Source organism: Pacificitalea manganoxidans (assembly GCF_002504165.1).
In the GTDB taxonomy this organism is placed as follows: Bacteria; Pseudomonadota; Alphaproteobacteria; order Rhodobacterales; family Rhodobacteraceae; genus Pacificitalea; species Pacificitalea manganoxidans.
This window is the reverse complement of record NZ_CP021406.1, coordinates 23,388-49,600: the sequence shown is the minus strand read 5'-3', so window position 1 is coordinate 49,600 and position 26,213 is coordinate 23,388. Positions and strand designations below refer to the sequence as shown.

Sequence of the window (26,213 nt, the reverse complement as noted above, 5' to 3'; positions counted from 1 at the left end):
GGCGACGCAATGAACCGCCCCGGGTTTGCCGGAGGCTGATTGTCGTTAGTTACGCGGCCATGTCTTCGGTTTCCAGAGCTGCGTAGAAGTTGGCCTCTGCCTCGGCGGGCGGGATGTTCCCGATAGGTTCGAGGAGGCGGCGATTGTTGAACCAGTCCACCCATTCCAGCGTGGCGAATTCGACGCTCTCGAAGCTGCGCCAAGGGCCGCGCCGATGGATGACTTCAGCCTTGTAGAGGCCGTTGATGGTTTCGGCCAAGGCATTGTCATAACTGTCGCCAACACTGCCAACAGATGGTTCGATGCCGGCCTCGCCCAGCCTTTCGGTGTAGCGAATGGACAGATATTGCGACCCGCGATCGCTGTGATGGACCAAGCCCATGGCCTTCGTCGGTTTGCGGTCATGGACGGCCTGCTCAAGGGCATCCAGGACGAACCCAGTCTGCGCCGAGGCGCTGACGCGCCAGCCAACGATCTTGCGCGCATAGGCGTCGATGACGAAAGCGACATACACGAAGCCCTTCCAGGTGGCGACATAGGTGAAATCGCTGACCCACAGCATGTTGGGCGCCGGGACGCGGAACTCGCGGTTGACCTTGTCCAGCGGGCACGGGACCTTCTTGTCAGGGATCGTTGTCCGATGCGGTTTGCCGCGGATGATGCCCTGAATGTCCATGTCCCGCATGAGCCTCGCCACCGTGCAACGCGCGACATCGAAGCCTTCCCGGACAAGCTGCCGCCAAACCTTGCGGACGCCGTAGACTTTGTAGTTCTCCTCCCAGACACGTTTGATCTCGGGCCGCAGGGCGGCATCACGACGGGCCCGATCCGAAAGCCGCATGGGATCAGCCCGCTTGGCGAGGTGATCATAGTAAGTGGAAGGGGCGATCGGCAGCACCGTGCAGATCGGCTCGACCCCATGCGCATCCTTGTGCGCCTCGATAAAATCCACCATCACTTCGACCGGCGGTCGAGCTCCGCCAGCGCAAAATATGCGCTCGCCTTCCGCAGGATCTCGTTGGCCTGCCGGAGCTCTCGGTTCTCCCGCTCCAGCGCCTTCATCCTCTCGGCCATGTCGCTGGGTATGCCTGCGCGCCTGCCACTGTCGACCTCGGCCTTTTTGGCCCAGTCGTTCAGCGTGTTTTCCGAGCAACCGATCTTCGCTGCGATCGACGTGATCGCCTGCCAGCGAGATCCGTGCTGACCCTCGTTGTCGAGAACCATCCGCACGGCGCGCTCGCGCACTTCGGGGGAAAACTTGTTCGTGGTCTTGCTCATGATGCTCCATCCTACTCAAGAGTTGGAGCCTCCGGCAAACCCGGCGCGGTTCAATCGCATGGCTTGAAGACTTGTTGCTTCCGGCAGGTTTGGAACGGGTCGACGGGCTGCTGCACATTGAGGTTGGAGCTGAGTAGCGAGTTCAATTTCAACCCAAGGTCGTTTAGGACTGTTAGTGGACACGTTTTGTGGCTGCATCGTTCACTTAGCGTGAGTTCGTCCGGAATCGGATCTTGCACCGGTAATGAAAGGCCGCAACGTAACATTGTGATGCAAAATCGAGTAGCCGCTTGGGCCTTCACCGTCGCCCAAGCCGTCCCAATCTAGCCAGCTGCGCCAGCATTTTTGACCCCGAGTCTGCGGATCCTGTGCCGCCTGCGGAACCCGTCTGCCCCATGCCTTGCCTCACGGGCATCTGCTGTACGCCAAAGACTTGGCGCGCTCGGATGGCCGCGTATTCTGCGCCGCTTGCGCCTCCAATTAGGTAGCGGTTGTAGGCCTGCTGGCTTCCCATGGCGGCGCGGGCGAAACTGTATCCGCCACCGAGGCCTCCGGAGAGGGCAGGCATCATGATGTTGCCGGAGATCGCGCGGACGATGAAGGGTGTTGCGATGATGAACCCTTTGGCCATGAGGACCATCATGAAGAAGGGGAGAAGGGCACCAATGTTGGAAGCCCCTTCCGGATCACCCAACTCGCCGATGAGAGCCGAGGCCACCCCGGTGATGGTCGCGAAGACACCTGCGACCACGATCGGGTAGATCGCGAAGGAGATAAGCGCGGATAACCAGCGCGCGAAATAATCCTTGGTGACCTCGAAGAGGGTCAGGAAGATCATCACCGGGGCGATCCCGATCAGGAGCGCGATCATCAGGCGGGAGGCCACGAGGATGAAGGCGGCCAGCCCGCCGAGGATCGAGAGCAGAAGAACACCGACGATGTCGAGCATGGCGCCGGCCATCCAGTTCAGCTCGGACCCGGCAGCGTTCAGATAGTCGCCCAGTTCCGCGATCAGGCGGTCGAATTCTTCGGCGAAGGTGCCTGAGGGGCCAGGGCTGCCGCCGCCGACGGAGGCCACAAGGGCGCCTGCAATACTGTCGATCCCATAGAGAATGGCAGACGAGAAGGCGTTGAACTGCACCCAATTGGTCGCGAATATCCCGATGAGCCCGATCTTGACCGCAAGCCAAAAGGCCGTGTGCCCATCCATGGCCCGGTATTGATAGATCATGTTGATGCCGACGAGGATCACCACCAGCGTTGTCCCCAAAACCAGGAGCGTGCCGACCGTTGCCGCAACCGCACCAAACTGGGTCTCAGCGGCGGTGTCGAGATAGGCTTGGGAGGTTTCAACGAAGTAGGTGACGACACTCATCGCGGGACTGCCTTACCAATTGCCTGCGGCGTCGCAGATGGCCTTGGCGGCAGTTCGGGCGGCGTTGGCGCGGCGATTGTAGCCTTCCGAGGCTTCGAGCATTTCCCACCGTTCGTCGCTCGCGTAGCTCTCCCGAAACATCGCCTCGGCCGCGTCCCAGGACGGGAACCGGGTCGCGCAGTCGCAGTTGCCGATCTCGACGACCCGCTCGAGATTCTGGGCGCGATAGATGTCCTGAACCAGAACCCGCTGATAGGCTTGGCGCAGGGGGATCTCCTGCATCCAGATGGGCTCGGCGTGCCGGTCCGAACAGACGTCAAAGCTGCGCTCGAGGGTCGGCACTAGGTTGCGCTCGGCAACGGCGAAGGTAGGCTTCAGGCTTAGGGCCAGCGCGGCCAAGGCGAGGTGCTGCGCCTGCCTCATGCCGTGGCTCCAGCGGGTGTGGTTTCGCGCTTCAGGAAAACGGTGTGCCCGATATTGGCAAATTCCGAAGTGCTGATCGACACCACCTCCCACCCGTCTGCGCCCTTCTCGTTCAGGCTGGCCTGCATGTCGGAGAGGCTGGTCTTGCGGGTCATGGGAAAGGACAGGATATTGTATTCAAACGTCTTCATGGGGAAGTTCCGATCTCGGTTGCGCCGGGGAGGTAGAATTCCGTGATGCCGCGTTTGCCGTCGTGGCGCCCAGCCTGGATGATCACGTCGATGGAATTCTCGATGTATTGGATCATGTCGGCATAGGTCATCGGGATCTCGGTTTTGAGTGCTGCGATCGCGAGCCGCTGGACGGCCAGTTGCGGGGTTTCGGCATGGAGCGTGGTCATGGAGCCGCCATGACCGGTGTTGATCGCCTCGAGGAAGGTCATGGCCTCCTTGCCGCGCACCTCGCCGAGGATGATCCGGTCGGGGCGCATGCGCAGCGTCGCGGTGAGGAGCACATCGGCGGATTGGAATTCCGCGTCGCGATTGGCGATGAGGGTCACGGCATTTGGTTGGGTCGGCAGAAGCTCGGCGGCTTCTTCGATGGTGACGATGCGTTCCTCGGCCGGTACGTGAGAGAGGATCTTGCGCGCGGCGACGGTCTTGCCGGTGGAGGTGCCACCCGAGACGATCATGTTGAGTTTATTCTCGACGCAGAAGGCAAGCGCATCATCGATCAATCCGGCAGCCACCACGGCGCGCAAGGCGCGCTTTTTTTCGACGCGCAGGTCTTCGAGCTTGCGCTCTTTTCCGTAGAGGAAATCGAGTGCGATGCCCTCGAGTGGCAGGCTCGAGAAGAACCGCAGGCTGATCGACATGGCCGAGAGCACGGCGGGCGGGGTGATGACCTGTGCGCGGATCGGGCGTCCCTTGTAGGTGATCGAGACCGAGACGATGGGGCGGTCCTTGCTCATCGTGGTATTGGCAGAGGAGGCGATCTGGTTGCCGAGGTCCCTGACCTGAACGCCCGTCAGCCTTTGATCCAGCGCGCGCATGAAGTGATCGCCCTGGAATTCGCCCCAGCAGGTCCCGTCTGGATTGATGCAGATCTCGATGACATCGTCGCGGGCGGCGGCGTCGATCCTGTCGAGGGAGGTTTCGAGATAGCTCAGCGACATGGCCTCAGAATATCTCCAGATCGCGGTCGACCATGACGGTGACGCGGGCGCCCTGGTCGACATAGATGACGGGGCCGATGGAGAGGTAATCGCCAATGACGCTGTCCGTGGCATCTGCCAGATCATCGCCAACGTCTTCGAGAACGTCGGCGGCAGTCTCATCCTGAACCTCGGAGGCGGCGGCACTTGGCGCGGCCGAGATCAGCGAGATCAGGGCGGCCGACCCGAAACGCTCGGCGAAGCGTGTGTCTATGAGGCCGGTGACGCCAGAACGGCCCAGTTCATCACCTCCGAAGGAGCTGATCTGGACGGTCTGATTGTCAGGCAGGATGATCCGGTCCCAGGCGATCGTGACGCGGCGCTGCGCGATATCGACGCCAGCGCGGTAGCGCCCGATGAGACGCGATCCTCGGGGGATCAAGAGGCCCACGCCATCGACGCTGTAGACATCCTCGGACACCACGGCACGGGTCTGGCCGGGCAGGGAGCTGTCAAGGGCAGTTTCCATGACGGCCTGGATCATGGTGCCCTGTAGAATCGTGTTGGAGGGATTGGCGATCACCTCGGCCTGCGTCACCGTCGAGGGCAGCGCCCCGTTCAGCACGAAATCCGTCACCTCGCCAAAAGTGCGTTCGGTCAGAGCCGTTTCATTCGCTCCGGAGGCACCGCCAAACGCGATGGTGGGCGAGGCGATGCGCCGCTCCTGGAAGGCGCGTTCCTCCGCGGCGCGGCGCTCCAGCTCGGCCATGCGCCGGGCTTCTTCCTCGCGGCGCAGTCGCTCTTGCTCGCGTGCGCGCAGCTCATCTTCCGTGGGGCCCGCTGGGGCGGGTTGCGGTCGGCTGGCCTCGAGTTGGGCCAGTTCCAGATCCATGCGGAGTTGCTCAAGGCTGCGATCCCGCGCCGTCAGTTCGTCCTGAAATCGTTGCTGTGCTGCTTCCGAGGCGGCTTGTAGCGCAGCGATCTGAGCGGTCAGCGCGTCGATCGCCTCTGCGGCGGCGGTGTCTTCCTCGACGACCGGTTCGGGGGCGTTGCGTAATTCCTCGATCTGAGCCTGCAGCGCGGTGATCTGCGCCAGAAGCTCCGCGTTGGGCTCGACTGGATCCGGTCCGACAAACACAACCTCGGGCTCGGGCGGAGGCAAGGTCTCGATAGCGCCAAAGCCGTCCCCCTCGTTTTGGAAGACGTCCGGGGTGGCCGTCGGCAAGGCTTCCTCTTCGTCGGGCTGTGAGAGGAGATAGAGCAGGGCACCACCTGCGCCGATGACGAGGACCACGATCAGCGCGAGAAGGGGCGACCGGCGCTGCGACGCCGTGGGGGCGCGGGCACTGCCTTTCTCAAGGGCGGCGAGGCGTTTTTCCAGCTCGGTGTTCCCGGTATCGCTCATGAGGTGGCCTCCGCGGGCGGGATCGCCTCGATGCAGACCACCTCTTCGCCAAGTCGCAGGACCCATTGGCGGTTCACGCCGCTGACGCGGATCACGCCGTCTTCAGGAGTTTGCGTGTTGACCGTGCGCTCGCGGCCGCCCGCGTAGCGGAAGACCGCGGGCACAGGCGCGTTTCTTGGAAACGCGAAATACGTGAACGTCCCGTCATCCCAGATGCGGGTTGGCGTGAACTCGGTCCGCGCGCTGGCACCGTAGTTGTAGTTCGGCGCTTGGGCGGCGATGGCCCGGGTCGGGCGCGCATCGTCCTCCGGATAGCGGAACTGCACCACATAGAAGGTCGGGCTGCGGACCTCCTCGACGTTGAAATAGTAGCTTCGCCTGTTCGTGTAGACCGTCACATTGGTATGAACGCCGCGCGCGACGGGCTTGATCGCGAAGGCCTGGCCGCCCGGCACGCCATCGATCTCAAACCCTTCCGTGTCGCCTGCGATAATCGAGCGGATGCTTTCACCCTCGCCGAATTCGACCGTGGTGACATGGGTAAGCGAGACGCTGAAGCGGTAGACCTGACCTTCTTGATATGTTGCCAGCCGCACGCGGCTGTCATTTGGACCACCGCGCGGGATCGCTTCGGCAAAGGCAAGGGCAGGCAGCAAAACAAATATGGCAGCAACAAAGAACTTATTGATCAAACTAATTCTCCAATCTGTCGGAGCGGATGGAATATTCGAGCACGGTGAACCCAAACGGATTGGTCCAGACCTCGTCGATGGAGCGGCGGGTCTCGGGGCGGAACTCGAAGAGAAGGGTCGCGGTGAAGAGCCCGGTTTGGGTGCCGTTGATGGAGGTCAGACGCTTGCGCAGGCGCACCGTGGCGCGGTTGGTGCCGATCCGGTTGATGCTGAGGATTTCCACGTCGAGCCGGGCATTGGGGCCATAGACGGTCGGCGGATAGTTTTCATTTGCGCTGTTCCAGATCTGGCGCAGCCCGCTCTCGGCAGCTCCGTCCGAGCGGCGCAGGACGCTGCGGATGCGCAGATCGTTGTCGAGCTGGTTATAGACCTCCCGGTCGGCCACATAGCGGAACACCTCCGCCTCGATGATCGCCTGGTTGGCGGTCACCGAGGAGGCGCCCACCGAGGCTTCGGGGAGTGCAAAGCCGGTGGCGGGATCATAGGGGACAACGACGGGGGGCGGGTCGACATCGAGGATCGAGACAGCCGCGGCACTCAGACAGCCGATGATACCGAAGACAAGGCCCATCAGGCCAAGACGCTGCCAAAGCCGCTCGCGGCGCAGGGCACCGTAGACCAGTTCTTCCTCGATGATTTCTTGTTCAGTCGCCACCATTCATGCCCCCGCTCGGCGTTTCGAAATGAGTTGAATCGGTTCTTCGCTGCCTCTCGCTGCGCTCGAACGCGAAAACCGATATTTGTTTTTGGGGATCAATTTCGAAACGCCTTAATCAGCCCGCAGGTCCGGCAAGGTGAAATCCATGAAGCGCTGTTCTTCGGCGATGGTGGCGGCATCGATCACGCCGCCGGTGCCATCGCCCACGGTCTGGATGGCTTCGAGTTGCCACATGGCGACCAGCGCAATGGCGAGCTCCGCGGTCACGCGCGTGTTGAGATCGATGCTTTCCTTGAGTTCGTCCATATCGTCGATGAGCCCAACAAGGCGGTCTACCCGCTCGAGCGACTGGCCGGCATCCTCATAGCTGTTCTGGGCCGCCGCCGAGACAAGGGCACCGGTGGTGGCCTGCGTCGCCACGCGGTTGGCCCCGGGATTGCCGCTCGTGGCCATTTCCGAGAGGGTGTCTTCATCGAAGCCGAGATCGGCCAGCACCCGGTCCATCTGGGTTTCGATTTCGCCTGCGCCGGAGCCCGAGAGGCCCGAGAAATCCCCGGTCTTGATCGCCTCAATCGTGGCGAGGATGTCCCCGAACTCTTGGTCGAGCAGACCGTTCAACTCGTCTTCCATTTCCGTCCGGATGATTTCGGGAAGCTCGGCAAGTCGGGTGAGCGCTTCATAGGTTCTTTGCAGCTCCGCGAGTTGGTCCGTGAGAAGGCCGAGCTGTTCACGGAGCTGCGTCAGCTGCTCGTTTTGCAGGATCTCATCCTCGATCATCTGCTGGAGCTGCTGGATGTTTTGCGCGATGTTCTGGGTATCGACGACGGGCACGGCCTGTGCTGCGGCTGGGGTCATGGGAACGAAATGCAGTCCAAGCTCGAGTGCCACGACTAGGCCCGTTTTCAAGAGGACAGGTCTCATCAGTCAATCTCCCTGATCGTAAAATCCATGAACGCGCCTTCGGCCATGCGGGCGCTGGCCTGGGCCAGCTCCTCGGCAGAGAGGGCTCGGGTGCGGGCCGCCTGAAGCCGGATGCGTGCAGCGACGAGGCGCACGAGTTCGGCGCGGGCATAGGTGTTGAGCGCGACGCTCTCCTGTACATCCACGGTTTCGGAAATCCGTTCGACGATATCGCGGATGCGCAGGGCGGCTTGGCGGATCGCGGCTGGTGAGTTGCTGCCATAAAAGGCCGCCCCATGACCCGTGAGCGAGAGGTTGGCATTGGCGAGAAGCGCCGGATCGATCGTGCCACGCGCATCGATGCCGCCGATACGGCTCAGATAGAGATTGTAGCGTTCAGGGATGACCGAAACGTAGTGCTGGGTCTCGCGGAAGGGTGGCACGCCGCCATACTCGAAAACGCGGCCGGGTCCGGCGTTGTAGGCGGCGAGCGCGTTGATGATATTGCCGTCAAAGGTGCCCAACTGGGCGGCCAGATAGCGCGCGCCGCCATGCACCTGCAGGTAGGGGCTGTCATAGTATTCAGGGTTGATGCCCAGATCGCTGGCGGTGCCCGGCATGATCTGAGTGAGACCATAGGCGCCGACGGGAGACCGTGCCCCAATTGTAAACCGGCTTTCCTGCCAGATCAGGGCTTGAAGCAGCGCGCGCCATTGGACGGGGGAGAGCCCTGCGCGGCCGACACCCGCAAAGCCACTGGTCTCCTGGGCCACGCGGATGATGAGCTGTTCGATGTTTTCTGCCGCATCCCCGAACATCTGCACACCACCGGGGTTGGGATCGATCTCACCCGAGCCATAGACCGCTTCGACGGATCGGGCTGTATGGTCGCTGCCGCTTTCCAGACCCGAGACCATGGCCGGCAAGCCCTGACCGCCGAAGCTTGTCTGCGCATCGAGGATGCGTTGCAGGGTTTCGAGCTGCTCTTGCTCGATCTCGGAGATGAGTTCATGAACGGCAAGCTTGTCCGCTTGCAGGGCCAGGTCTGCCTCGCGGTCGCCGGTCTCGACGATGTCGCGGGCGGTCAGCCCGCTGTCATTAATGGGCACGCCCTGTGCGGCGACGAGACCCGGCAGTAGGCAAAACGTGAGGAGTTGGGAAAGCCTAGACGTCAATGCCACCCTCCGATGTGCCGACCGGCGCGAAGTTGCAATCCTGGGCTGTCGCGCCCATCGAGGTGAGAAAGGAAAAGCAGTTGGCCTGCGGCTCCCGATACTGGGTGCATGAGACCAGCGCGCCGAGCGCAGCCAAAGCGATAAGAATACGGATCATGAAAGCCTCCAAAAATCTGGACGGTCGCGGTAATCGGCACCGACAAGCGCTTCGCCCTTTTCCATGCCGCCAAGGATCGTGAGATTGGGTCCAAGCGCGCTCAGATCGACATCGACGACGATCGAGCCCTGATCGTCGCGGATCAGTGCGAGGCGGCTGTTGCTGCCCGTGTTGAGAAGGACGTCGAGTTCCTTCTCCGTGAGGTTCAGCATGGCGTAGTCCGCAGGCTGCGCGCGGATATTGGGCAGCAGGATCTGCGTCGGCACGGCTTCGACGATGGTCTTGCCGGTCCGAGTGCGTTCGAGCTGGCTGGCATATTGCGTCATCATCACCGCGACGGTGTTCTGCTTGCGCGCGGTCACCAACCAGTTCGACAGCCGCTCGGCGAAATATGCGTTGTCGAGCGCCTTCCAGGCCTCGTCGATCACGATGATGGTGGGGCGGCGGTCCTCGATCTCGCGCTCGACCCGGCGGAAAAGATAGGACAGGACCGCCATCCGTTCCTTGTCGGCCTCGCTGTCGAGAATGCCGGTCAGATCGAAGCCCACGACATCGCCCTTGAGCGAGAACGTGTCCTCGAGGCTCTGCCCGAAGATCCAGCCGTAGCGGCCGTCTTCGGTCCACTCGAGCAGGCGCTGGTGCAGATCGCCGCCGTCATCCGTAGACACAAAAAGCGATGCGAAATCCCGCCAGTTCCGCAGGGCCGGATTGGTGGCCTGGGCATTCTGGCGCACGACCTCCTGGATGCGGTTGGTCTGCGCCGGGGTCAGGGGCTTGTCAGCGCGGTAGAGCAAGGTGGCAAGCCAGTCCGAGAGCCAGGCGGTGCCGCGGGCATCGGTCTCTGTCCAGAGCGGGTTGAGGCCCGTGGGCTGACCGGCGTTCAGGGACGCGTAGCGCCCGCCATTCGCGCGGACCGCCATCTCCATACCAAGACGGTAATCGAAGACGAAGACCCGGGCGCCCGCGCGACGGGCCTGGGTCATCAGGAAGGCCGAAAGCACAGACTTACCTGACCCGGGCCGCCCCATGATCAGGGTATGGCCGCTGGTGGGTTCTTTGTCGGGCGAGCCTTGCTCGTGATAGGAAAACCGGTAGGCGCTCTGCTCCGGCGTGGGCAAATAAGTGACGACCCGGCCCCATGGGGTTTTCGCGGCCGGTTTGCCGAGCTGTGTCCGGTGAAAGGCCGCGAAATCCGCGAAGTTGCGATTGGTGACGGCACTAGCGCGGACGCGCTTTGGCTGGTTGCCGGGATGCTGGCTGAGGTAATGCGCCTTGGCCGCGACCCGCTCGCCAATCATCTTCACGCCTTCGGTTGCGGCGGCGTTCACGATCTCGGCGCTGAGGGTTTGCAGTTCTTCGAGCGTGTCGCAAAAGAGCGTCACGACCATGTGATGCTCGCCGAAGCTTTGGCGCTTGGCCTCGAGATCATCGGCGGCGATGTCGAGGGCTTCCAGGAGCGAGAGGGCTGCGTCCTGGCTGGCCTGCATCTGACGCTTTTGCCGCTTGATGCGGCCCGCCATGAGGTTCGAATTGATCGGCGTGAAGGACTGCGTGACGATCATGTCGACCGGCAGGTTCAGCATGTCGAACATGGTGCAGGAGGTGCCTTCGGAATATTCCCCGATGGTGAAACTCTTGCCGTAGCGATGCCCCACGACGCCTTCCGAGAGCTCGAAATGGTCTCCGTGAAACGTCACGCGGGTATTGGCGACGTTGAAGGACAAAAAGCCGTAGGTGTTTGCCGGATAAAGTGGCAGCTCGGTTCCCGTGTTGAGCGCGCCCAAAAATCCCACCAACTCTCCCGATCCGGCTGACAGCAGGCGCGGCTTGAGCTCGGTGAGCCCCGAGAGGAAGACGTTCACGGCCTCACCAAGGCGCTGCAGGCGTTTGCGGGTCTCCTCCTTCAGTCGGTCCGGCGCGCTGCGGCCGAGGTGCGGCAGGAGGCTTTTCGGGGGCGGGCGGTGAATGACGGTGAGCGTCAGTGTTTTGTCGCGGAGCCCGCTGGTCTCGAGTTTCGCGCGCCAGCGCCGGTCGACCTCGCCTGCGAAGCTGTCCTCACAAATTGGGTCCAGATCCGGTCTGATGGCCTTGGAGACCTTGTGTACGTAATAGCTGAATTCCGGGCCGAGCTGCGCGATGATGCGGGCAAAAAGCGCTGTCACCTTGTCGAGATAGGCATCGTCCGTCGTATAGCTGTTGATCCCCTCGAGCCGGATGCAGCGGAAAAGCTCGTTGACCCGGGTGCGCACGGTCTGATCGTCGACGAGGCTCACATAGGGCAGCATATGCGCGAGGCGGGTCTCGCGCGCATACCACTCCGGCGTCATTGTACGGGGATCGAGCGCAGCATCACGGGCTTCATCACGGGGCATAGCTGTCCCCGCCATGAATGGACCTGTTGCGCGTGGGCGGTGTCTCCTGCAGGGCCGTCATCATCACATCTATGAAGCGCGGGTCCCAATCCGCTGCCTTCCACAGCACCGGGTAGAGCAGGGCCGCGACGCCCAGCACTGCGATGTGCTGGACCCAGACGAACAGGAGCACCGAGCCGAAAAGCCAGACCATCGCATACATGATGGGCAGGCCCAGAAGCTTGGGCGGGCGCACGAGGCCCAGAAAGAGAGGCGCGCGCTCAGCCACCGGCGAAAACCGCGGCAACAATGGTGGGAGCGGCGGCGACACCGGCAATGCCGACAAGCACCCAAAGCGCCTGGCGCAGGTCGATGATGTTGAAAAACCAGCTCAAGAAAACGCCAAGGACCGCGAGTGTGGCGATCACGACGCCGAGCGGGCCGGTCAGCGCATCGACAATGCCCTGCAACAAGCTTTGGATCGGGGAGAGATCGATGCTTTGGGCAAGGGCGGGCTCGGCAATCAGCAGGAATAGCGCCAGCGAGGCGACGAAAAGCGTTGAAATCTGTTTCATGAATTTGATCCTTCCAATCGGGCCACGACAACCATGACGCGGGCCACGTGGTTCTGGGTTTCTCGGTAGGGGGGAACGCTGCCATACTGGCGGACCGCATCGGGTCCGGCGTTGTAGGCAGCCAGCGCCAGGTGCGGATCGCCGAACGTCTCCAGCATCATCGCGAGGTAGCGGGCGGAGCCGTCAAGGTTCTGCAGCGGATCACGCGGGTCGACGCCCAGATCACGCGCCGTCGCTGGCATCAATTGACCAAGGCCAATGGCACCTGCACTTGAAATCGCATCCTGCCGGTAGGCGCTCTCAACCTCGATATTGGCTCGATAGAGGGTCAGCCAATCCGTGACGGACAGACCCGCGCGGCGAAGACCGGGATGGCCGGCATAGCGCAGGGCGGTTGCCTCGATGCCCGAGAGAACGTCTGCGCGGGGCAGGGGTGCTGGCTGGGCGAACGCCGCAAACCTCAGTGCGCCAGGTTTGGGCGCTGCTTCAGTCTCACCAAGAATGGCCAAACCATCGGACGCCGACCCCTGACCGATGCCGTCATTGTAGTTCCGGGCAAAACTGCTCTGAGACCGGGATGGGGTCAGAGAGCCGTCGCTCTCCATGACCAGGACCATTTGCGCTGAGGCAGGTGCTGCGACCAGCCAGAGACAGGCGAGGTTAGCTGCCAGCGCCCTTGTCTGATGGCGCTTTGTCTGGCGGGGCGAGTTTATGCGTACGGCTTGTCCCCGCCTCAAGCGGCAGGTCGACATGCGCAAAGCCAAGGCTAATGAAGAAAGACACCACGCCGGAGATCGTCTTGAACTCGCGGATCTTGATATCGTTGTAGGTCGTCCGCGTGCGGGCGGTGACGAGGAGCTTTTCCACCCCGTCATCAGAGACAACGCGCATGATCCAGACCCCGTAATAGCTGGGGCCTTTCTTATGTGCCGACTCCTGGCACAGGATTTCTGCGCTATAGCCGCTTTCCACGAGTTCGCGGAACCTGGCTTCCGTAACCACATTTGGTGCTTCGATGTCCCAGTTCATGGCCCGGCTCACGCTTTCTCCAATGGCGCGACCCCAGGCATTCCCACTTGAAGCCCAGAGTTACGATAGTATATTATCAACCGCAAGATGTAATATCGTGCTTTAGCTGTAGTTTGGTTACGCAAACACTAGTCACGGCCAGTGTCTGCGATCAAGGAGATAACAGGTTTGAGAAACCCAAGGTTGACATGCCTGCTCCCATTACAAGCTGTGGCCCTTCTGATCTGCGTTCCCGGGCCGGTTTTGGCGGAATCCTGCTTTGCGCCATCTCGTCCTTTCCTGCCAAGCGATTCGCAGGCCGCGCGGGACTATGCGGATATCATCCGCGGGGACTTCGAAGATTACATTCAGGATATCCAGAGCTACTTCCGGTGCCTCGACGGCGAACGCGCCCGCGCCTTCGAGGAAGCGCGCGAAGTCAGTGAGGACTACGGCCGATTTCTGCAATTGGTAGGGGATTGATGGGCAACCTCGGGAGCATCAGACTTGCAGCCCATGGAAACCAGACGCCGATAACACCCTCAAATATCTACTTTTTAGATAACAGATTTCATCCGCTAGCGACGTCACAAAAGGTATGTGACGCGTGTCGAAAACAATCTGGAGTAACGGGCATCTGGCCCTTTGTCGGTCTTTGGTTGAGGCCCGAAATAGAGCGGGTCTGGGGCAAAAGGATTTGGCGGACAGGCTTGACTGTCATCAGTCTCTCGTGGCGCGCATTGAAAGTGGCCAGCGACGGATCGACGTTGTCGAGTTCATCGTATTGTCCCGGGCCCTTGGTTTCGACCTATCGGAGGTTCTGGCGATCGTCGAAGCCGCCACGGAGCCCGACCACAAGATTTGAGAACAATGCAATTTTGGGGCGTACCGCTTTGGATATCCCCTCGTGAGATCAGCCACCTCAAGGAAGAGCAGTTAGCCAACATCCACCACGTGCGGCCTGCGGCGCAAGTGAGCGCCTTAAGACACCATGCCGCAAATTCAGCGCCATAGTGCAGGAAGTCAGTAAAAAGTGAACGATGATAACGGTGAGGGCGTCGCGATCGCCAATCTGATCGGGACCGATGGGTACAGCATTGTTGGTTGGGTATATCGCTGGACTACAGGCGCACATGCGGTGATGTGGGATGTCCACGGGCCCCAGCCGGTATCGGAAATCCGGCCGGATCTCACCGCGGAACAGAAACAGGAAATCGACTTCGACGCGCTCACGCGGATCCGACGACGCGACGGCGGGTGAGGAGAGCGAACCCGCGACGTTTGCCGAAATCCCAAATAGCATGTGTACCGCGCCACATAATCGGTGCCGTTGTACAAGTCAAAGAAGCCGGGTTCCGTTGCAAGCCTACGCGCCGGCAGGTCAGTAGTTCACCTGCTCAAACCCGTAGTTGCCCTCATAGTCACGCCAATCGACGAATACGGATCGGTGATAAATGCCGGGGCAATGCTCGCCCCAGCGTTCAAGGCCTACGTGAGCCGAAGGAAGGGCAGTGACGGAAGACCTCTGCCAAGAGAAATCGCCTTGGGTCCCGTAAGTGCCGAGGACCACGGTCGCGCTGCGATTGCAGTCACCGTCACGACCGGATTCATGCTGCCGCGCATAGCGAACATCAAAGACACGGATGGACCGCACGAAATTGAACTCGGGACCGCTGATATCGATGTCCGCGCGATCCTGAACAAGCCGGAGTGCCTGGTCGGTGGGAACGAGGTCATGGACTTGCAAGGATTGGGGCGGTCGACGGCTGTCCGTCTGGTAAAAGGCTTCAAAGATGCGGCCAGCGCTGTTTAATGGCCGATCGCTCTCATAGGAAGCGCCCATGGGACAGCGCCAGATCTGCAGCGGCGGTTCCACCGGCCAGGGCGTAATCCGCCGGATGAATTCGGCGCGCGCTCGAGCGCAAGGGACGGAAGCGGGCCAGCCGCCCGACAGACACAAGAGGATCGCGCAATCGATAGGGTAGGTCTGCGCGCGGGCGGGCATCGGCAGCGAAAGACCTGTCACAGTTAGGGCAACTGCGACCGAGGCGGGGAGCTTATTGAATAGATGGCGCATGCTGAGAACCCTCTGTGACAAGGCTCAGCATACATACGATAATATACTATTGCAACACTAAGTACAAAGACGCATAATGAAGTTTATGTTAAGTTTTTGCTCGCCAGAGTCCGTCCTGCTCTGTCACGTGGCCTTCCGAATGAAGCTTTTGTAGATGTGCTACCGCATTCCTTTCGGCCGCCTGTGCTATGAACGGGTCTGATTTTTTGTACACGGCCGCGGCAATCTCTTTGAGCGAATATTCACTTTTGGAGATATGTGCCAGTATCTCTGCTTCTCTGCGCATACGATTTGTAAGGAGTCGGCTGACATAGGGCTTGGGGTTATTAAGAAAAGGCCCATGACCCGGGAGATAGGTCTTGTCGTTTCTTTCGATCAACCGTTGCAGTTGATCGCAATAGGCTCGCATATTCCCGTCAGGCGGATTGACGATCGAGCTGTTCCAACTCATGACATGATCGCCAGTGAACAACACACCGTCTGATCTCGCAAAGCAAATATGGTCGCTTGCATGGCCGGGAGTGTAGAGGACTGTCAGACCAGCGACGATCTGCCCATCCTCAAGAAGACCATCTGGTTCGAACGCATCATCTGGAAATGCACGAGACACATAAACGGGCATTCCCGTCTTCTCGCGCAGAAGTGGCGCTGATCCGAAATGATCAGAATGATGGTGGGTGACAAGTATACCTACCGGATTCTTTCCTATGTTTTCAATGATTGCCTCGAAATGAACCAGGTCTTCTGCGGGCCCCGGATCAACAACAAGCGCACCTCCCGTCGTTTCAACGATGTAACTGTTCGTGCCGTGATAGGTCATCTTGCTTGGGTTATTCGCGACGATTCGCTTGATGCCATTGGCAACTTGAAGCGCGTGTCCGCGCTTCGGTACAGGTTCGTCGTAAAACATTTTCTCAGTCATTGTACAATAATCTACGAGTTCGAGCGGAAGGGTGACTGAGCCAAAGTCCGATAAATCCAGTTTCCACTGGCTGCATTAAGCTCTCTAGGGGAGTAAGGTAGGGAAAAAGCGGCGACACTGGTCTCGCTAGTGCCGCCAATACTCCGCTCTCGGGGAAGAGGAATCTGAGGGCGAAACCTCTGTTCATAGTTTTTCGATCAGTTCCGGCACGATGGTGAAAAGGTCGCCAACCAGGCCGTAATCGGCGACCTGGAATATCGGGGCCTCCTCATCCTTGTTGATGGCGACGATGATCTTGCTGTCCTTCATGCCGGCAAGGTGCTGGATCGCACCCGAGATGCCGACGGCGACATAGAGATCCGGTGCCACGACTTTGCCGGTCTGTCCGACCTGCCAGTCGTTCGGGGCATAGCCCGAGTCGACTGCGGCACGGGATGCACCGACGGCGGCGTCCAGCTTGTCGGCCAGCTTCTCGATCAGGGCGAAGGCGGCTTCCGAGCCGACGCCGCGCCCGCCCGAAACGACCACGCCGGCGCTGGTCAGTTCGGGGCGGTCGGAGGCAGCCACCTTGTCGTTGACCCATTCGGAAAGGCCGGGGTTCTCGCCGGTGGCGATCGCCTCGACTGCGGCGGAGCCGCCCATCGGGGCCAGATCGAAGGTCGAGGTGCGGATCGTCATCACCTTGATGCCATCGGTAGATTTGACGGTCTGGATCGCGTTGCCCGCATAGATCGGACGCTCGAACGTGTCGGCATCGACGACGCCCACCACATCCGACAGGATCATCACATCCAGCAGCGCTGCAACGCGCGGCATGATGTTTTTCGCATCCGTCGTGGAAGGGGCCACGATATGCGAATAGTCTCCGGCCAGGTTGGCGATCAGCGCGGCGACGGGTTCCGCAAGGCGGTGGCCGTAAAGCGCATCCTCGGCGACCAACACCTTGGAGACACCTTCGATCTTGGCCGCTTCGTCCGCGACCGCCTTGGCCGACGCGCCGGTGCAGAGCACGGTCACATCGCCCATCTGTCTTGCCGCCGTCACGGCCTTTGCGGTCGCGTCGAGCGCCAGAGCGCCATCGGTCGCTTCACCAATCAGAAGAACAACCATCACACAGCCCCCGCTTCCTTAAGTTTCGCCACAAGCTCGTCTACCGAGCCAACCTTGATACCGGCGGCGCGCGCTGCAGGCTCTGCGGTCTTGACCACAGTCAGGCGCGGGGTAACATCGACGCCGTAATCGGCGGAGGTTTTCTCATCCAGCTGCTTTTTCTTGGCCTTCATGATGTTCGGCAAAGACGCATAGCGCGGCTCGTTCAGGCGCAGGTCGGCAGTGACGATCGTGGGCAGTTTCACCTTGATAGTCTGGAGACCGCCATCCACTTCGCGAGTGACCAACGCGTGATCGCCATGGATATCCAGAAGCGAGGCGAACGCCGCCTGGCTCCAGCCCAGAAGGGCCGACAGCATCTGTCCGGTTGCGTTCATGTCATTATCAATTGCCTGCTTGCCTGCGATCACCAGACCTGGCTCTTCCTCGGCGATGACGGCTTTCAGGATCTTGGCCACAGCCAGCGGTTCGATGTCGTTGTGAACATCGTCCGAGGCGACGACCAGAATGGCGCGGTCGGCGCCCATGGCGAGGGCTGTGCGCAGGGTTTCCTGCGCCTGCTTGACGCCGATCGAGATAACCACGACCTCATCAGCCTTGCGCGCTTCCTTCAGCCGGATCGCCTCTTCCACCGCGATCTCGTCGAACGGATTCATGGACATTTTGACGTTGGCGAGATCGACACCGCTTCCGTCCGCCTTGACGCGAACTTTCACATTATAGTCGATCACACGTTTGACAGGTACGAGTACTTTCATGTTTCCCTCACCTAGGTTTTTTCGATAAGGAGCGCTGTGCCTTGCCCCACACCTACGCACATTGTGGCAAGGCCGTATCGCCCCCCAGTAAGGGCGAGTTCAAGCGCGAGCGAGCCAACGATGCGGGCACCTGACATGCCTAGTGGATGTCCAAGCGCAATCGCGCCCCCGTTGGGGTTCACTCTTGGGTCATCGTCCGCGAGGTCGAGACCGCGGGTCACGGCGAGGGCTTGTGCCGCAAAAGCCTCGTTCAACTCAATCGTGTCGAGCGACTCAAGCCGCACCTGCGTTTTTGACACCAGTTTTTTTATCGCCGGAACAGGACCATATCCCATGACACGCGGAGCAACGCCAGCCGAAGCGGCACCAACGATGCGCGCGATGGGCGTTAGCCCGTGGCGCTTTGCCGCCGCCTCCGAAGCGATGATCAGCGCAGCGGCCCCATCATTCACGCCGCTCGCATTGCCCGCGGTCACGGACCCATCCGGTCGGGTGATCGGCCTGAGTTTGGCCAATGATTCCAGCGTGGTGGCGCGAGGATGCTCATCCTGCGTCACCTGGGTCGTTTCTTTCAGTCCGACGGGTACCGTGACGGGCACAATTTCCTTGTCCAGGCGTCCGCTTGCTTGCGCTTCCGCTGCCCGCATCTGCGAGCGCAATGCAAATTCATCCTGATCGGCCCGCGAGATCGCATAGTCATCGGCGAGGTTCTGCGCCGTCTCCGGCATTGCATCAGTCCCGTATTGCGCCTTCATCAACGGATTGACGAAGCGCCAGCCGATCGTTGTATCGTGCATCGTGCTGTCGCGCCCCCAGGCTGAGCCGGATTTCGGCAAAACGAAGGGTGCGCGCGTCATACTTTCCACCCCACCAGCAACCGCCAAGTCGATATCGCCGGCGCGAATTGAACGAGTCGCCGCGGCCACTGCCTCAAGCCCCGATCCACAAAGACGATTGACGGTCACGCCCGGCACCGTTTCAGGCAAGCCGGCCAGGAGAAGCGCCATACGGGCGACATTTCGGTTGTCTTCCCCGGCTTGGTTCGCACACCCCATCCAGACTTCATCAATCATGGCAGGGTCAAGGGAGGGGTTGCGCGCCAGAAGGGCCGCAAGCGGCAGAGCGGCAAGATCGTCGGCGCGTATGGCCGCAAGTGCTCCGCCATAGCGGCCTATGGGCGTGCGGATATAAGTCGCAGATGAATGCATCCATTGGTTTGATCCTTTATCCGTATTGTTTCTTTAGATTTTCACATTTGAGGTCGCAGCGTCCGGTGTCATTTTCTCGACCCGAATGCGCCGCTTGCCCGAAACTTGTTGCGTGTCTGGGTGTCGAAACCCCAAGCATCCAGGATTGCGTCCGTATCTGCCCCGTCGGGTGACGGGCTTGCCTGGATCGCGGAAGGAGTCCGCGAAAATCGCGGCGCGGGTGCCGGTTGAGGTATGCCGTCGGACTCCACCACGACAGATCGTGATTTCATGTGGGGATGTTGACGGGCTTCTTCGAATGACAGCACCTGGCCAAAGCAAGCTTCGCGGTCTTTCATGATGCTGTCCCATTCTGCCGCTGTTTTCGTCGCAAAGACGGATTCAAACTGGCGGCGCATCTCGGGCCAGCCTTCTCTGTCGTATTGCTCCGGCATGTCGGAAAGATTGATCTCCAGACCATCGCACAGCGCGGCAAAGAATTTCGGTTCAATGGCAGCGATGCTGATATATCGCCCATCCGCTGTTTCATACAGGCAGTAGAAAGGCGCACCACCATCAAGCACATTACTTTCGCGCTGATGGACCCACTGACCAGCAGCCGAAGACCCGTAATAGCTCGCCAAAAGCGACGTTATCCCGTCGATCATCGCACAATCCACGACCTGCCCCTTGCCGGATTTCCCACTTTCCAACAAAGCCCCAAGAACCCCGACGGCCAAGTATAATGCACCGCCGCCCAGATCCGCGACCAAGTTCAGCGGAATCGAAGGCGCGGCGTCCTTTGGCCCAATCATCGAAAGGGCCCCAGTCAGGCCAAGATAGTTCAAGTCATGGCCAACGGTCTGGGACATCGGACCGGTCTGGCCCAATCCGGTCATGCGGCCAAAAACCAGTTTGGGATTGACGGCAAGCGTCTCCTGTGGACCAATACCAAGGCGTTCCATGACACCGGGACGGAACCCTTCGATGAGCGCATCCGCCTTGGCGACAAGTTCGAGAAACACCTCTCGCCCTTCCGAGGATTTTAGGTCAACGGCAATGCTTGGACGGCCACGGCCGGTAATATTGAATCTGGTTTCCTGCGGCATTCCCAGGCCGCTGGGTGTCAGTCGATCCACCCGGATCACATCGGCACCCATGTCGGAAAGAAGCATTCCTGCAAAGGGAACCGGCCCGATCGCCCCCACCTCGATTATTCTGATTCCGTCCAGGACACCCAAGGTCATCCTCCTTCTAATGTTGGCATCAGTGGGTCAGACCCAGCACGGGCCAAGTGACGATCAGCGTGCCGCCAAGATTCGCAGTTCAAATCACGCCCCGTCCCGTGGCGCGTCAACTTAGGCTCAGGAATCATAGCCAATATATGACTGTAGCGGCGAGAGCGATGGCCGAGAGGAAGACTTTTGGGCAACGGTCATAGCGAGTTGCCACACGCCGCCAATCCTTCAGCCTGCCGAACATGATCTCGATCCGGTTTCGGCGTTTGTAGCGGCGTGGCCCATCGTCATCAAAGCCCCATTGTCTTTGCGATGATGGTTCTCTGGATCTCGTTCGCGCCTCCGCCGATCGGGCCGACACGGCAATCGCGATAGTGCATCTGCATCGCGTGATCCATCATGTATCCAGCGCCGCCCATGATCTGCATACCGTGGTCGGCAATCTTGATGTTGTTCTCCGTTGCGATAATTTTTGCCATCGCTGTCTCCTGTACCGGTTGCAGCCCCTCATCCATCATTTTAGCAACCTTATGGGTGATCAGACGGGCCTGTTCGGCCATGATCTGCATGTCCGCCATTTTATGCGCGATCGACTGAAATTTGGTGATTGGCTGACCAAACTGTTCACGCTCGACAGCGTAGGCTTTTACATAGTCGATGACCCGTTGACAGTTTCCACAATGGGTCGCAGCAATAATCATTCGCTCGAGGTTCAGACCGCGCATCAGATTGTGCCAGCCTCTGTTTTCTTCGCCCAACAAGTGGCCGGTCGGTACGGCGACATCCTCGAAGAAAACCTCGTTGGTGTGTACCGCGCGACGTCCAAGCTGGCGCAATGGGCGGATCGTGACACCTTTCTGTTTGGTGTCTACAATGAATTGCGAAATTCCCCGGTGTCCGGCCTCCGGGTCGGTTTTGGTTGCAACAACGAGGTAATCGGCGACGTGGGCCCCAGTGGTGTAGACCTTGCTGCCATTGATGACCCAATCATCGCCACGCCTCTGTGCCCGGGTACGGATCGCTGCTGCATCCGAACCGGCACCGGGCTCGGTCAGCGAAAAGGCGGTCTTTATTTCGCCTGAAATGATCCTCGGTATGAACTCTTTTTTCTGTTCTTCGCTGCCATAAAGCTTGATATGCCCACCGCCAAGAGTTGTTGTCGTCAGATAGGCCGTGCTCACCCCGATCCAATGATAGGCGATGGTTTCAATAAAGACCGCCAGATCGGCGTAACTGCCCCCCAATCCGCCGTATTTCTCGTCGAATGGTAGTGCCATCCATCCTTGTTCGACGAGCGCGTCGTACGCCTCATACGGGAACTCGCCCGCTTCATCGAGCTGTAGTACCTTTTCTTCCGGCAGCAACCGTTGCAAAAGTCCCAGTACACTTTCGCGCATCATCTTCTGTTCTTCGGTAAGTCCGTATTCGGGCATTCCATGCATAGACTTTATTCCTTGTTCGAGACGTCTGTTTTCTGTGTCCTGTCCGTGGTGTTATCAGAGACCACAAATTTCATTCTGCCGCTGGATCCCTAACTTTGATCATGGTTGTGAACATCCCTGTCTGCACCAATTGACCTTTTTGGTTGATCAAATTCATCTCGCGCACGAGAATGCCGCGGTCTGGTTTGGACGTACGCCGCAATTCATCGACTGTCATTTCGAGGTGAACGGTGTCTCCCGGGTAAATAGGGGCGGTGAATTTCCACTGCATCCCGAGGAATGCGATCGTGGAACCGTCGAACAACCCGGTGCGATTGCTTAGCCCGGTCGCGATCACGAACCCCAATGGGCCATGCGCAATCCGCCCACCAAACTGGGTTTCTGCCGCAAAGATCTCGTCTGTGTGCAAGGCATTATAGTCGCCGGACAGGCCCGAAAACGCCACGATGTCCGCTTCGGTAATGGTCCGACGGGGCGTGACGAACTTGTCACCAACCTTGAGATCCTCATAAAACTTAGGCATGGGTTTCCCCCTGAATGACTGCTCTTGCAGTGTGATTTGGAATAATGACCGCATCGACTGCCGTGGCGTCATCTGCGCGTGCCAAAATGGGGTTCACATCAAGTTCAGCCACCAGATCCTCTGAATCGGCCACAAACTCGGAAATGCGCGCGATCTGATCCGCCAAAAGATCGAGATCAACGCCTGGCGCCCCACGGTAGCCACGCAACAACGCCGCGCTTTTCAATTCCGTCAGTTGTGTCAAAACCCGACTCTTCGCCACCGGCGCCAAGGAGAACGCCACGTCCTTCAGTAACTCGACAAAAACACCGCCCAATCCGAACATAAGAACCTGACCCAGGCCCGGCTCATACTTTGCCCCAACGATGATCTCGGTTCCTTGCGGTACCATTTCCTGAATGACAGCGCCCTCGACCTTCGCTTCCGCGAACCTTTCGGCCGCGCGCGCCATGACCGTATCGAATGCGTCGCCAACGGCCTCTGCGGTTTTGAGGTCCAGAGCCACCAGACCGGCGTCGGATTTGTGCAGGATGTCCGCGGATTCAACCTTGAGGACAACCGGAAAGCCAATCGTCTCGGCGGCCTGGATGGCGTCGGACCGGTTTGTCGCCAGCTGTTCCTTGGTGGTGCGCACCCCGTATTCCTGCAACACAAGTTTGGAGTTGCGCTCGCTCAGCGCCCTGTTGTTCTTGGCTGCATCCATCAACACCGGGCGCACCGCATCAAAGGCATCCGCGGATGAAAGCCTTTTGGCTGACGGCTCATGGCGGCTGACCCGCAAAGCGTCACGCCATTGCCAGGCCCGGATAGCCTCCATCGCCTGCGTCATCGAACGGAAAAACGCAACGTTCTCGTCTTTTTCGTAAATACGGGACGCCGTGCAATCCAGCGCTTCGTTCATCCAGGCGATAACGATCGGTATTTGGCTGCTGCGCGCAGCCTCACAGATCAGCTCAGCGCGCTTTTCCGCGGCGTTCGGTTCCGCATAAGGCACGGCGATCAACAACGCCGAAAACTCTTTTTCCTTGCACAGGGTGAGCACGCAGTCTCGAAACAAGGCTAGGTCGCGTTGAGCTGCGGCTGTGGTGTCCAACGGGTTGGCGATCGTACCAAAGCTGGGAATGATGGACCGTAGATCGTCCTGAGTCTGTTCTGAGAATGACGGAAGTTCGACACCCACGGATTCAGCCTTGTCAACCGCCATGACGGCCAAACCACCCGAGGTGGTCAATACGCCGAGCCCCCCTGTCCCGGGCGCGGGTACCTTGCAGAAAAAATGCGCAAGCTCCGTCATTCCTTGGACGTTGTCCACTTCGATTATCCCGCTTTCCTCGAACAAAGCCCGGTAGGCCTCGATAGAACCAACCACCGCGCCGGTATGTGAACGGATGACGGCATGGCTCCTGTCGGACTGACCGGTTTTGCAAATGATGATCGGCTTGTTTTTTTCCAGCGCCCGCTGGCCCAGCTCGCGCAATCTTTGCCCGGAGTCCAAACTCTCAAGAAAGGTGACAATTACCGAGGTTTCGGGATCATCGAGCATGTAGTTCATCAGATCGCAGGCATCTACATCACAGGAATTTCCAACCGCGAAGAAATGACTGAATCCTATCTGCCGGTCCATCGCCTGAAGGAGGCCGTAACCGATGCCCCCACTTTGCGATACCAACCCGATGGGGCCCAGCACCATTTCATCAGGCGCAAGCCCCCCGACGAAATGCATGAGCGCACCTGTTGAAAAATTCAGAAGACCGGCACAGTTTGGTCCGGCAATCCGAAGTCCCGTGTTCTGCGAAATCTCCGCCAAGCGCGCCTGAGCCAGCGCCCCTTCCTCTCCGGGCAACTCTGCAAAACCCGAAGCGTAGATAATCACGCCTCCGACACCCAGCTCGGCACAGCTTTCCACCATCGAAATGACGAGTTCACTGGCCACACAAAGCACCACGCAGTCGGGAACCTGTGGAATTGCATCAAGGGACGGATAGCAGGGCACCCCGTCGATTTCCTGATACTTGGGATTGACCGCACTGACCGGGCCACCATACCCGGCCAGATTTTCCAATGTACGCTTCCCGAAAGTGCCCGCTTTCGGCGAAGCGCCGACAACGGCAATGCTGTCGGGCCGCACCAGACACCGCAGCTGTTCATGTGTATGAAGGGATCGTTCAAACATCGGCACTGTCGCCTTTCGTTTCTACAAAACCAAAGTAAGGCCCATCTTCGTAATCCATCCGTGCGATCGAGACCGGCATCGAAACTCGCAGCCTGTCAGGCGACATCAGCAGGCGGGCGCCCAGGCGCAACCCTTCGACAGTATCGACAATGCCCACGGCATAGGGCGTTTCTTGCGAAAAGATGCTGGGAGCGGCGTGGATGATCGTAAAGGAATAGATATGGCCTTCACCGGCCAGTTCCACCCACTCCACCTTGGCACTCATACATGCCGGGCATATCGGTTTCGGTGGAAATGTTTTCTTCCCGCACTCTTTGCACACGGTGGTCAGAAACCGCCGTTCGGAAAGACCATCCCAGAAGGTTTGCGTGAAATCTGTGGTGCGTGGCGGATAAGGACGATCGCCACTCATTGGGACGAGATGCTCGATCATGCGGACTCCAGAATATGCGTAAGTGCGGCGTTGTAATTCCCAAGCTCGCAACACATCAAACCAACCCGCGCCCCTTCGACCTGCCGGTCACCGGCCTGCGATGTCAGCTGTTGATATAGTTCCAAAGCATTGTAGAGCGGCGTCAGCCGTGCCGGGTGCCCCCGCGACTGACAGCCACCGGAGGTGTTGATGGGAATCCGCCCGCCAAACGTAGTGTCGCCCCGCTCGGTCTGCGCGGCACCCTTGCCTTTTTCCAACAGGCCAAGCGCTTCGGCCACGAGAATTTCAACAATTGTACAGGGCGCGTAAAGCTCTGCGATGTCGATCTGATCCGGGGTCAGACCCGCATCCTTATAGACTGCCTGCCCGGCCCGCTGTGCCGCGTTAAAGGCGATCATGTCGGCAGGTGCATCGGCAATCTGATGGACCCCCTCATGATAGGAGCCGCGACCGCGCAACACCAGGTACGGTCGACCGCTTTGCTCGGCCACCCGCCGCGAGGCAAGCACCAGACAGACAGCACCGTCCGACCGTGGCGGAACATCCAAAAGCGACAACGGATGCACGATCGGCTTGGCAGCCAGGATATCCTCCATGGTCATCGGCTTCCGGAACTGCGCCAGGGGGTTCAACATCGCATGTTTGCGGTTCTTCAGCGCCACCGATGAGATTTGCTCCCGGGTTGCGCCTGTCTCGTGCATGTACCGAACCGCATCCATCGCATACCAGGAGATTGGCGTGAATCCAGCGGGAGATTGAAAATCTACATCCCCGGTTGAGCGCATCGAATAGTTCATATGCTCGGTCGCCGGGACTGCGGTTTCCAGATTGACCCCAAGTGCCAGAGCCACCTCTGCCCGACCCAAGCTGATTTCATCGGCGGCCTGATCAAACGCCAGCCCGCCGGTCATCCCGTTTCCCAGGACCTCCATCACGGCGCCGGTACATTTCATTCCCAGGTAGCCGGCCATGAAGGTCGCAAAGTAATTTTGCCTTGTGTAGATGTGCGGCTCTGAGAAAATCATTGCCCCGACCTGCGCCTTGTCGACATTGGCCTGTCCAAGCGCTTGGCTCACCACATCCGAGAGCAGCTCGTGTTCAACTATTTGGATCGGAGCATCCGGCCGGGATTGAATTTTCCCGACCGGAACCGCCGACGCCGCCAACAGAGTGACTTCAGTCATCGGTGTTTCTCCACGC

At 59.8% G+C, this 26,213-nt stretch carries 29 protein-coding genes, 2 pseudogenes and 1 other annotated feature; of the genes and pseudogenes, 3 read left to right on the top strand and 28 right to left on the bottom strand.

Going from position 1 to position 26,213, the window contains the following annotated elements; genetic code table 11:
• Positions 1-49: 49 nt before the first annotated feature.
• The 16 genes from CBW24_RS16305 to CBW24_RS16235 all read right to left on the bottom strand — a co-directional run bounded on the left by CBW24_RS16305 (position 50) and on the right by CBW24_RS16235 (position 13,171).
• Positions 50-1,278, bottom strand: a protein-coding gene (locus CBW24_RS16305) for an IS3 family transposase (RefSeq protein ID WP_097374434.1) whose coding sequence is annotated in 2 segments (ribosomal slippage) — positions 50-990 and positions 990-1,278 — 1,230 coding nt in all. Because the reading frame shifts where the segments join, the coding sequence is not laid out codon by codon here.
• Positions 881-997 (bottom strand) — a sequence feature (AL1L pseudoknot). (Overlaps the previous gene by 117 nt.)
• 298 nt (positions 1,279-1,576) lie before the next feature.
• Positions 1,577-2,653 (bottom strand): TrbL/VirB6 family protein, encoded by a 1,077-nt coding sequence (locus CBW24_RS16300; RefSeq protein ID WP_097374433.1) that lies wholly within the window; start codon positions 2,651-2,653, stop codon positions 1,577-1,579.
• Between the two features lie 12 nt (positions 2,654-2,665).
• Positions 2,666-3,076: a hypothetical protein gene (locus tag CBW24_RS16295; protein WP_067923877.1), complete on the bottom strand. Its 411-nt coding sequence runs from the start codon at positions 3,074-3,076 to the stop codon at positions 2,666-2,668.
• Positions 3,073-3,267, bottom strand: a complete 195-nt coding sequence (locus CBW24_RS16290; protein WP_012187154.1) for a DUF4177 domain-containing protein — start codon at positions 3,265-3,267, stop codon at positions 3,073-3,075. The genes CBW24_RS16295 and CBW24_RS16290 overlap by 4 nt, the downstream gene beginning before the upstream one ends.
• Positions 3,264-4,250, bottom strand: a complete 987-nt coding sequence (locus CBW24_RS16285; RefSeq protein ID WP_067923875.1) for an ATPase, T2SS/T4P/T4SS family — start codon at positions 4,248-4,250, stop codon at positions 3,264-3,266. The genes CBW24_RS16290 and CBW24_RS16285 overlap by 4 nt, the downstream gene beginning before the upstream one ends.
• A gap of 4 nt (positions 4,251-4,254) precedes the next feature.
• On the bottom strand, positions 4,255-5,634 hold the full coding sequence (locus CBW24_RS16280) for a TraB/TrbI/VirB10 family type IV secretion system protein (protein ID WP_067923872.1): 1,380 nt from the start codon (positions 5,632-5,634) through the stop codon (positions 4,255-4,257).
• On the bottom strand, positions 5,631-6,326 hold the full coding sequence (locus CBW24_RS16275; protein ID WP_097374432.1) for a TrbG/VirB9 family P-type conjugative transfer protein: 696 nt from the start codon (positions 6,324-6,326) through the stop codon (positions 5,631-5,633). The genes CBW24_RS16280 and CBW24_RS16275 overlap by 4 nt, the downstream gene beginning before the upstream one ends.
• A gap of 1 nt (position 6,327) precedes the next feature.
• Complete coding sequence (locus CBW24_RS16270; RefSeq protein ID WP_047997957.1) at positions 6,328-6,984, bottom strand: VirB8 family type IV secretion system protein; 657 nt, start codon at positions 6,982-6,984, stop codon at positions 6,328-6,330.
• A 111-nt stretch (positions 6,985-7,095) separates the two neighbouring features.
• A complete protein-coding gene (locus CBW24_RS16265; protein ID WP_097374431.1) occupies positions 7,096-7,905 on the bottom strand; it encodes a type IV secretion system protein in 810 nt (269 codons plus the stop codon).
• A complete protein-coding gene (locus tag CBW24_RS16260; protein ID WP_097374430.1) occupies positions 7,905-8,993 on the bottom strand; it encodes a lytic transglycosylase domain-containing protein in 1,089 nt (362 codons plus the stop codon). The genes CBW24_RS16265 and CBW24_RS16260 overlap by 1 nt, the downstream gene beginning before the upstream one ends.
• Before the next feature lie 55 nt (positions 8,994-9,048).
• Positions 9,049-9,216 carry a hypothetical protein gene (locus tag CBW24_RS18545; RefSeq protein ID WP_198405291.1) on the bottom strand — a complete coding sequence of 56 codons (168 nt, stop codon included), beginning with the start codon at positions 9,214-9,216 and terminating at the stop codon, positions 9,049-9,051.
• Entirely contained in the window at positions 9,213-11,588 is a 2,376-nt protein-coding gene (locus CBW24_RS16255) for a VirB4 family type IV secretion/conjugal transfer ATPase (protein WP_097374429.1), read from the bottom strand. The genes CBW24_RS18545 and CBW24_RS16255 overlap by 4 nt, the downstream gene beginning before the upstream one ends.
• The gene (locus tag CBW24_RS16250; RefSeq protein WP_012187324.1) at positions 11,578-11,856 is read right to left on the bottom strand and encodes a VirB3 family type IV secretion system protein; all 279 of its coding nucleotides are present in this window, start codon (positions 11,854-11,856) and stop codon (positions 11,578-11,580) included. The genes CBW24_RS16255 and CBW24_RS16250 overlap by 11 nt, the downstream gene beginning before the upstream one ends.
• Entirely contained in the window at positions 11,849-12,142 is a 294-nt protein-coding gene (locus tag CBW24_RS16245) for a TrbC/VirB2 family protein (protein ID WP_097374428.1), read from the bottom strand. The genes CBW24_RS16250 and CBW24_RS16245 overlap by 8 nt, the downstream gene beginning before the upstream one ends.
• Positions 12,139-12,759, bottom strand: a complete 621-nt coding sequence (locus tag CBW24_RS16240; protein ID WP_097374427.1) for a lytic transglycosylase domain-containing protein — start codon at positions 12,757-12,759, stop codon at positions 12,139-12,141. Before CBW24_RS16240 ends, CBW24_RS16245 begins: the two co-directional genes overlap by 4 nt.
• 43 nt (positions 12,760-12,802) lie before the next feature.
• Positions 12,803-13,171 carry a hypothetical protein gene (locus tag CBW24_RS16235; protein WP_097374426.1) on the bottom strand — a complete coding sequence of 123 codons (369 nt, stop codon included), beginning with the start codon at positions 13,169-13,171 and terminating at the stop codon, positions 12,803-12,805.
• Between the two features lie 210 nt (positions 13,172-13,381).
• On the opposite strand from CBW24_RS16235, the gene CBW24_RS16230 reads away from it, so the two are divergent.
• The 3 genes from CBW24_RS16230 (at position 13,382) to CBW24_RS16220 (ending at position 14,411) form a co-directional block, all read left to right on the top strand.
• A complete protein-coding gene (locus CBW24_RS16230) occupies positions 13,382-13,633 on the top strand; it encodes a hypothetical protein (protein ID WP_064223255.1) in 252 nt (83 codons plus the stop codon).
• A 124-nt stretch (positions 13,634-13,757) separates the two neighbouring features.
• Positions 13,758-14,015: a helix-turn-helix domain-containing protein gene (locus CBW24_RS16225; RefSeq protein WP_097374425.1), complete on the top strand. Its 258-nt coding sequence runs from the start codon at positions 13,758-13,760 to the stop codon at positions 14,013-14,015.
• Positions 14,016-14,183: 168 nt separating this feature from the next.
• Positions 14,184-14,411 carry a hypothetical protein gene (locus CBW24_RS16220; protein WP_097374424.1) on the top strand — a complete coding sequence of 76 codons (228 nt, stop codon included), beginning with the start codon at positions 14,184-14,186 and terminating at the stop codon, positions 14,409-14,411.
• Positions 14,412-14,531: 120 nt separating this feature from the next.
• Here the strand turns inward: CBW24_RS16220 and CBW24_RS16215 are convergent, their stop codons facing one another.
• The 12 genes and pseudogenes from CBW24_RS16215 to CBW24_RS16160 form a co-directional block, all read right to left on the bottom strand.
• Complete coding sequence (locus tag CBW24_RS16215; RefSeq protein ID WP_232530355.1) at positions 14,532-15,227, bottom strand: hypothetical protein; 696 nt, start codon at positions 15,225-15,227, stop codon at positions 14,532-14,534.
• A gap of 88 nt (positions 15,228-15,315) precedes the next feature.
• Complete coding sequence (locus CBW24_RS16210; protein WP_232530354.1) at positions 15,316-16,137, bottom strand: MBL fold metallo-hydrolase; 822 nt, start codon at positions 16,135-16,137, stop codon at positions 15,316-15,318.
• A 195-nt stretch (positions 16,138-16,332) separates the two neighbouring features.
• Entirely contained in the window at positions 16,333-17,259 is a 927-nt protein-coding gene (locus CBW24_RS16205) for an electron transfer flavoprotein subunit alpha/FixB family protein (protein ID WP_097374423.1), read from the bottom strand.
• The gene (locus CBW24_RS16200) at positions 17,259-18,017 is read right to left on the bottom strand and encodes an electron transfer flavoprotein subunit beta/FixA family protein (RefSeq protein ID WP_097374422.1); all 759 of its coding nucleotides are present in this window, start codon (positions 18,015-18,017) and stop codon (positions 17,259-17,261) included. The genes CBW24_RS16205 and CBW24_RS16200 overlap by 1 nt, the downstream gene beginning before the upstream one ends.
• An 11-nt stretch (positions 18,018-18,028) precedes the next feature.
• Positions 18,029-19,229 (bottom strand): annotated as a pseudogene (gene pcaF, locus CBW24_RS16195) (3-oxoadipyl-CoA thiolase).
• Positions 19,230-19,293: 64 nt separating this feature from the next.
• Positions 19,294-20,451, bottom strand: coding sequence for a CaiB/BaiF CoA transferase family protein (locus CBW24_RS16190; protein ID WP_097374421.1), 1,158 nt, complete (start codon positions 20,449-20,451; stop codon positions 19,294-19,296).
• A 124-nt stretch (positions 20,452-20,575) separates the two neighbouring features.
• A pseudogene (locus tag CBW24_RS16185) lies at positions 20,576-20,719 on the bottom strand (transposase); the annotation flags it as partial.
• 13 nt (positions 20,720-20,732) lie between these two features.
• Positions 20,733-21,884, bottom strand: coding sequence for an acyl-CoA dehydrogenase family protein (locus CBW24_RS16180; RefSeq protein WP_232530353.1), 1,152 nt, complete (start codon positions 21,882-21,884; stop codon positions 20,733-20,735).
• A 70-nt stretch (positions 21,885-21,954) separates the two neighbouring features.
• On the bottom strand, positions 21,955-22,407 hold the full coding sequence (locus tag CBW24_RS16175; RefSeq protein ID WP_097374420.1) for a MaoC/PaaZ C-terminal domain-containing protein: 453 nt from the start codon (positions 22,405-22,407) through the stop codon (positions 21,955-21,957).
• Positions 22,400-24,580 carry an acetate--CoA ligase family protein gene (locus CBW24_RS16170; RefSeq protein ID WP_097374419.1) on the bottom strand — a complete coding sequence of 727 codons (2,181 nt, stop codon included), beginning with the start codon at positions 24,578-24,580 and terminating at the stop codon, positions 22,400-22,402. Before CBW24_RS16170 ends, CBW24_RS16175 begins: the two co-directional genes overlap by 8 nt.
• Complete coding sequence (locus CBW24_RS16165; RefSeq protein ID WP_097374418.1) at positions 24,573-25,013, bottom strand: Zn-ribbon domain-containing OB-fold protein; 441 nt, start codon at positions 25,011-25,013, stop codon at positions 24,573-24,575. The genes CBW24_RS16170 and CBW24_RS16165 overlap by 8 nt, the downstream gene beginning before the upstream one ends.
• Positions 25,010-26,197 (bottom strand): thiolase family protein, encoded by a 1,188-nt coding sequence (locus CBW24_RS16160; RefSeq protein WP_097374417.1) that lies wholly within the window; start codon positions 26,195-26,197, stop codon positions 25,010-25,012. The genes CBW24_RS16165 and CBW24_RS16160 overlap by 4 nt, the downstream gene beginning before the upstream one ends.
• Positions 26,198-26,213: the final 16 nt, after the last annotated feature.

Coding starts and splice junctions, on each gene's coding strand:
- CBW24_RS16300 (WP_097374433.1), bottom strand. CDS start 2,653: ATGAGTGTCGTCACCTACTTCGTTGAAACCTCCCAAGCCTATCTCGAC.
- CBW24_RS16295 (WP_067923877.1), bottom strand. CDS start 3,076: ATGAGGCAGGCGCAGCACCTCGCCTTGGCCGCGCTGGCCCTAAGCCTG.
- CBW24_RS16290 (WP_012187154.1), bottom strand. CDS start 3,267: ATGAAGACGTTTGAATACAATATCCTGTCCTTTCCCATGACCCGCAAG.
- CBW24_RS16285 (WP_067923875.1), bottom strand. CDS start 4,250: ATGTCGCTGAGCTATCTCGAAACCTCCCTCGACAGGATCGACGCCGCC.
- CBW24_RS16280 (WP_067923872.1), bottom strand. CDS start 5,634: ATGAGCGATACCGGGAACACCGAGCTGGAAAAACGCCTCGCCGCCCTT.
- CBW24_RS16270 (WP_047997957.1), bottom strand. CDS start 6,984: ATGGTGGCGACTGAACAAGAAATCATCGAGGAAGAACTGGTCTACGGT.
- CBW24_RS16265 (WP_097374431.1), bottom strand. CDS start 7,905: ATGAGACCTGTCCTCTTGAAAACGGGCCTAGTCGTGGCACTCGAGCTT.
- CBW24_RS18545 (WP_198405291.1), bottom strand. CDS start 9,216: ATGATCCGTATTCTTATCGCTTTGGCTGCGCTCGGCGCGCTGGTCTCA.
- CBW24_RS16255 (WP_097374429.1), bottom strand. CDS start 11,588: ATGCCCCGTGATGAAGCCCGTGATGCTGCGCTCGATCCCCGTACAATG.
- CBW24_RS16245 (WP_097374428.1), bottom strand. CDS start 12,142: ATGAAACAGATTTCAACGCTTTTCGTCGCCTCGCTGGCGCTATTCCTG.
- CBW24_RS16240 (WP_097374427.1), bottom strand. CDS start 12,759: ATGGTCCTGGTCATGGAGAGCGACGGCTCTCTGACCCCATCCCGGTCT.
- CBW24_RS16235 (WP_097374426.1), bottom strand. CDS start 13,171: ATGAACTGGGACATCGAAGCACCAAATGTGGTTACGGAAGCCAGGTTC.
- CBW24_RS16215 (WP_232530355.1), bottom strand. CDS start 15,227: ATGCGCCATCTATTCAATAAGCTCCCCGCCTCGGTCGCAGTTGCCCTA.
- CBW24_RS16210 (WP_232530354.1), bottom strand. CDS start 16,137: ATGTTTTACGACGAACCTGTACCGAAGCGCGGACACGCGCTTCAAGTT.
- CBW24_RS16205 (WP_097374423.1), bottom strand. CDS start 17,259: ATGGTTGTTCTTCTGATTGGTGAAGCGACCGATGGCGCTCTGGCGCTC.
- CBW24_RS16200 (WP_097374422.1), bottom strand. CDS start 18,017: ATGAAAGTACTCGTACCTGTCAAACGTGTGATCGACTATAATGTGAAA.
- CBW24_RS16190 (WP_097374421.1), bottom strand. CDS start 20,451: ATGACCTTGGGTGTCCTGGACGGAATCAGAATAATCGAGGTGGGGGCG.
- CBW24_RS16180 (WP_232530353.1), bottom strand. CDS start 21,884: ATGCATGGAATGCCCGAATACGGACTTACCGAAGAACAGAAGATGATG.
- CBW24_RS16175 (WP_097374420.1), bottom strand. CDS start 22,407: ATGCCTAAGTTTTATGAGGATCTCAAGGTTGGTGACAAGTTCGTCACG.
- CBW24_RS16170 (WP_097374419.1), bottom strand. CDS start 24,580: ATGTTTGAACGATCCCTTCATACACATGAACAGCTGCGGTGTCTGGTG.
- CBW24_RS16165 (WP_097374418.1), bottom strand. CDS start 25,013: ATGATCGAGCATCTCGTCCCAATGAGTGGCGATCGTCCTTATCCGCCA.
- CBW24_RS16160 (WP_097374417.1), bottom strand. CDS start 26,197: ATGACTGAAGTCACTCTGTTGGCGGCGTCGGCGGTTCCGGTCGGGAAA.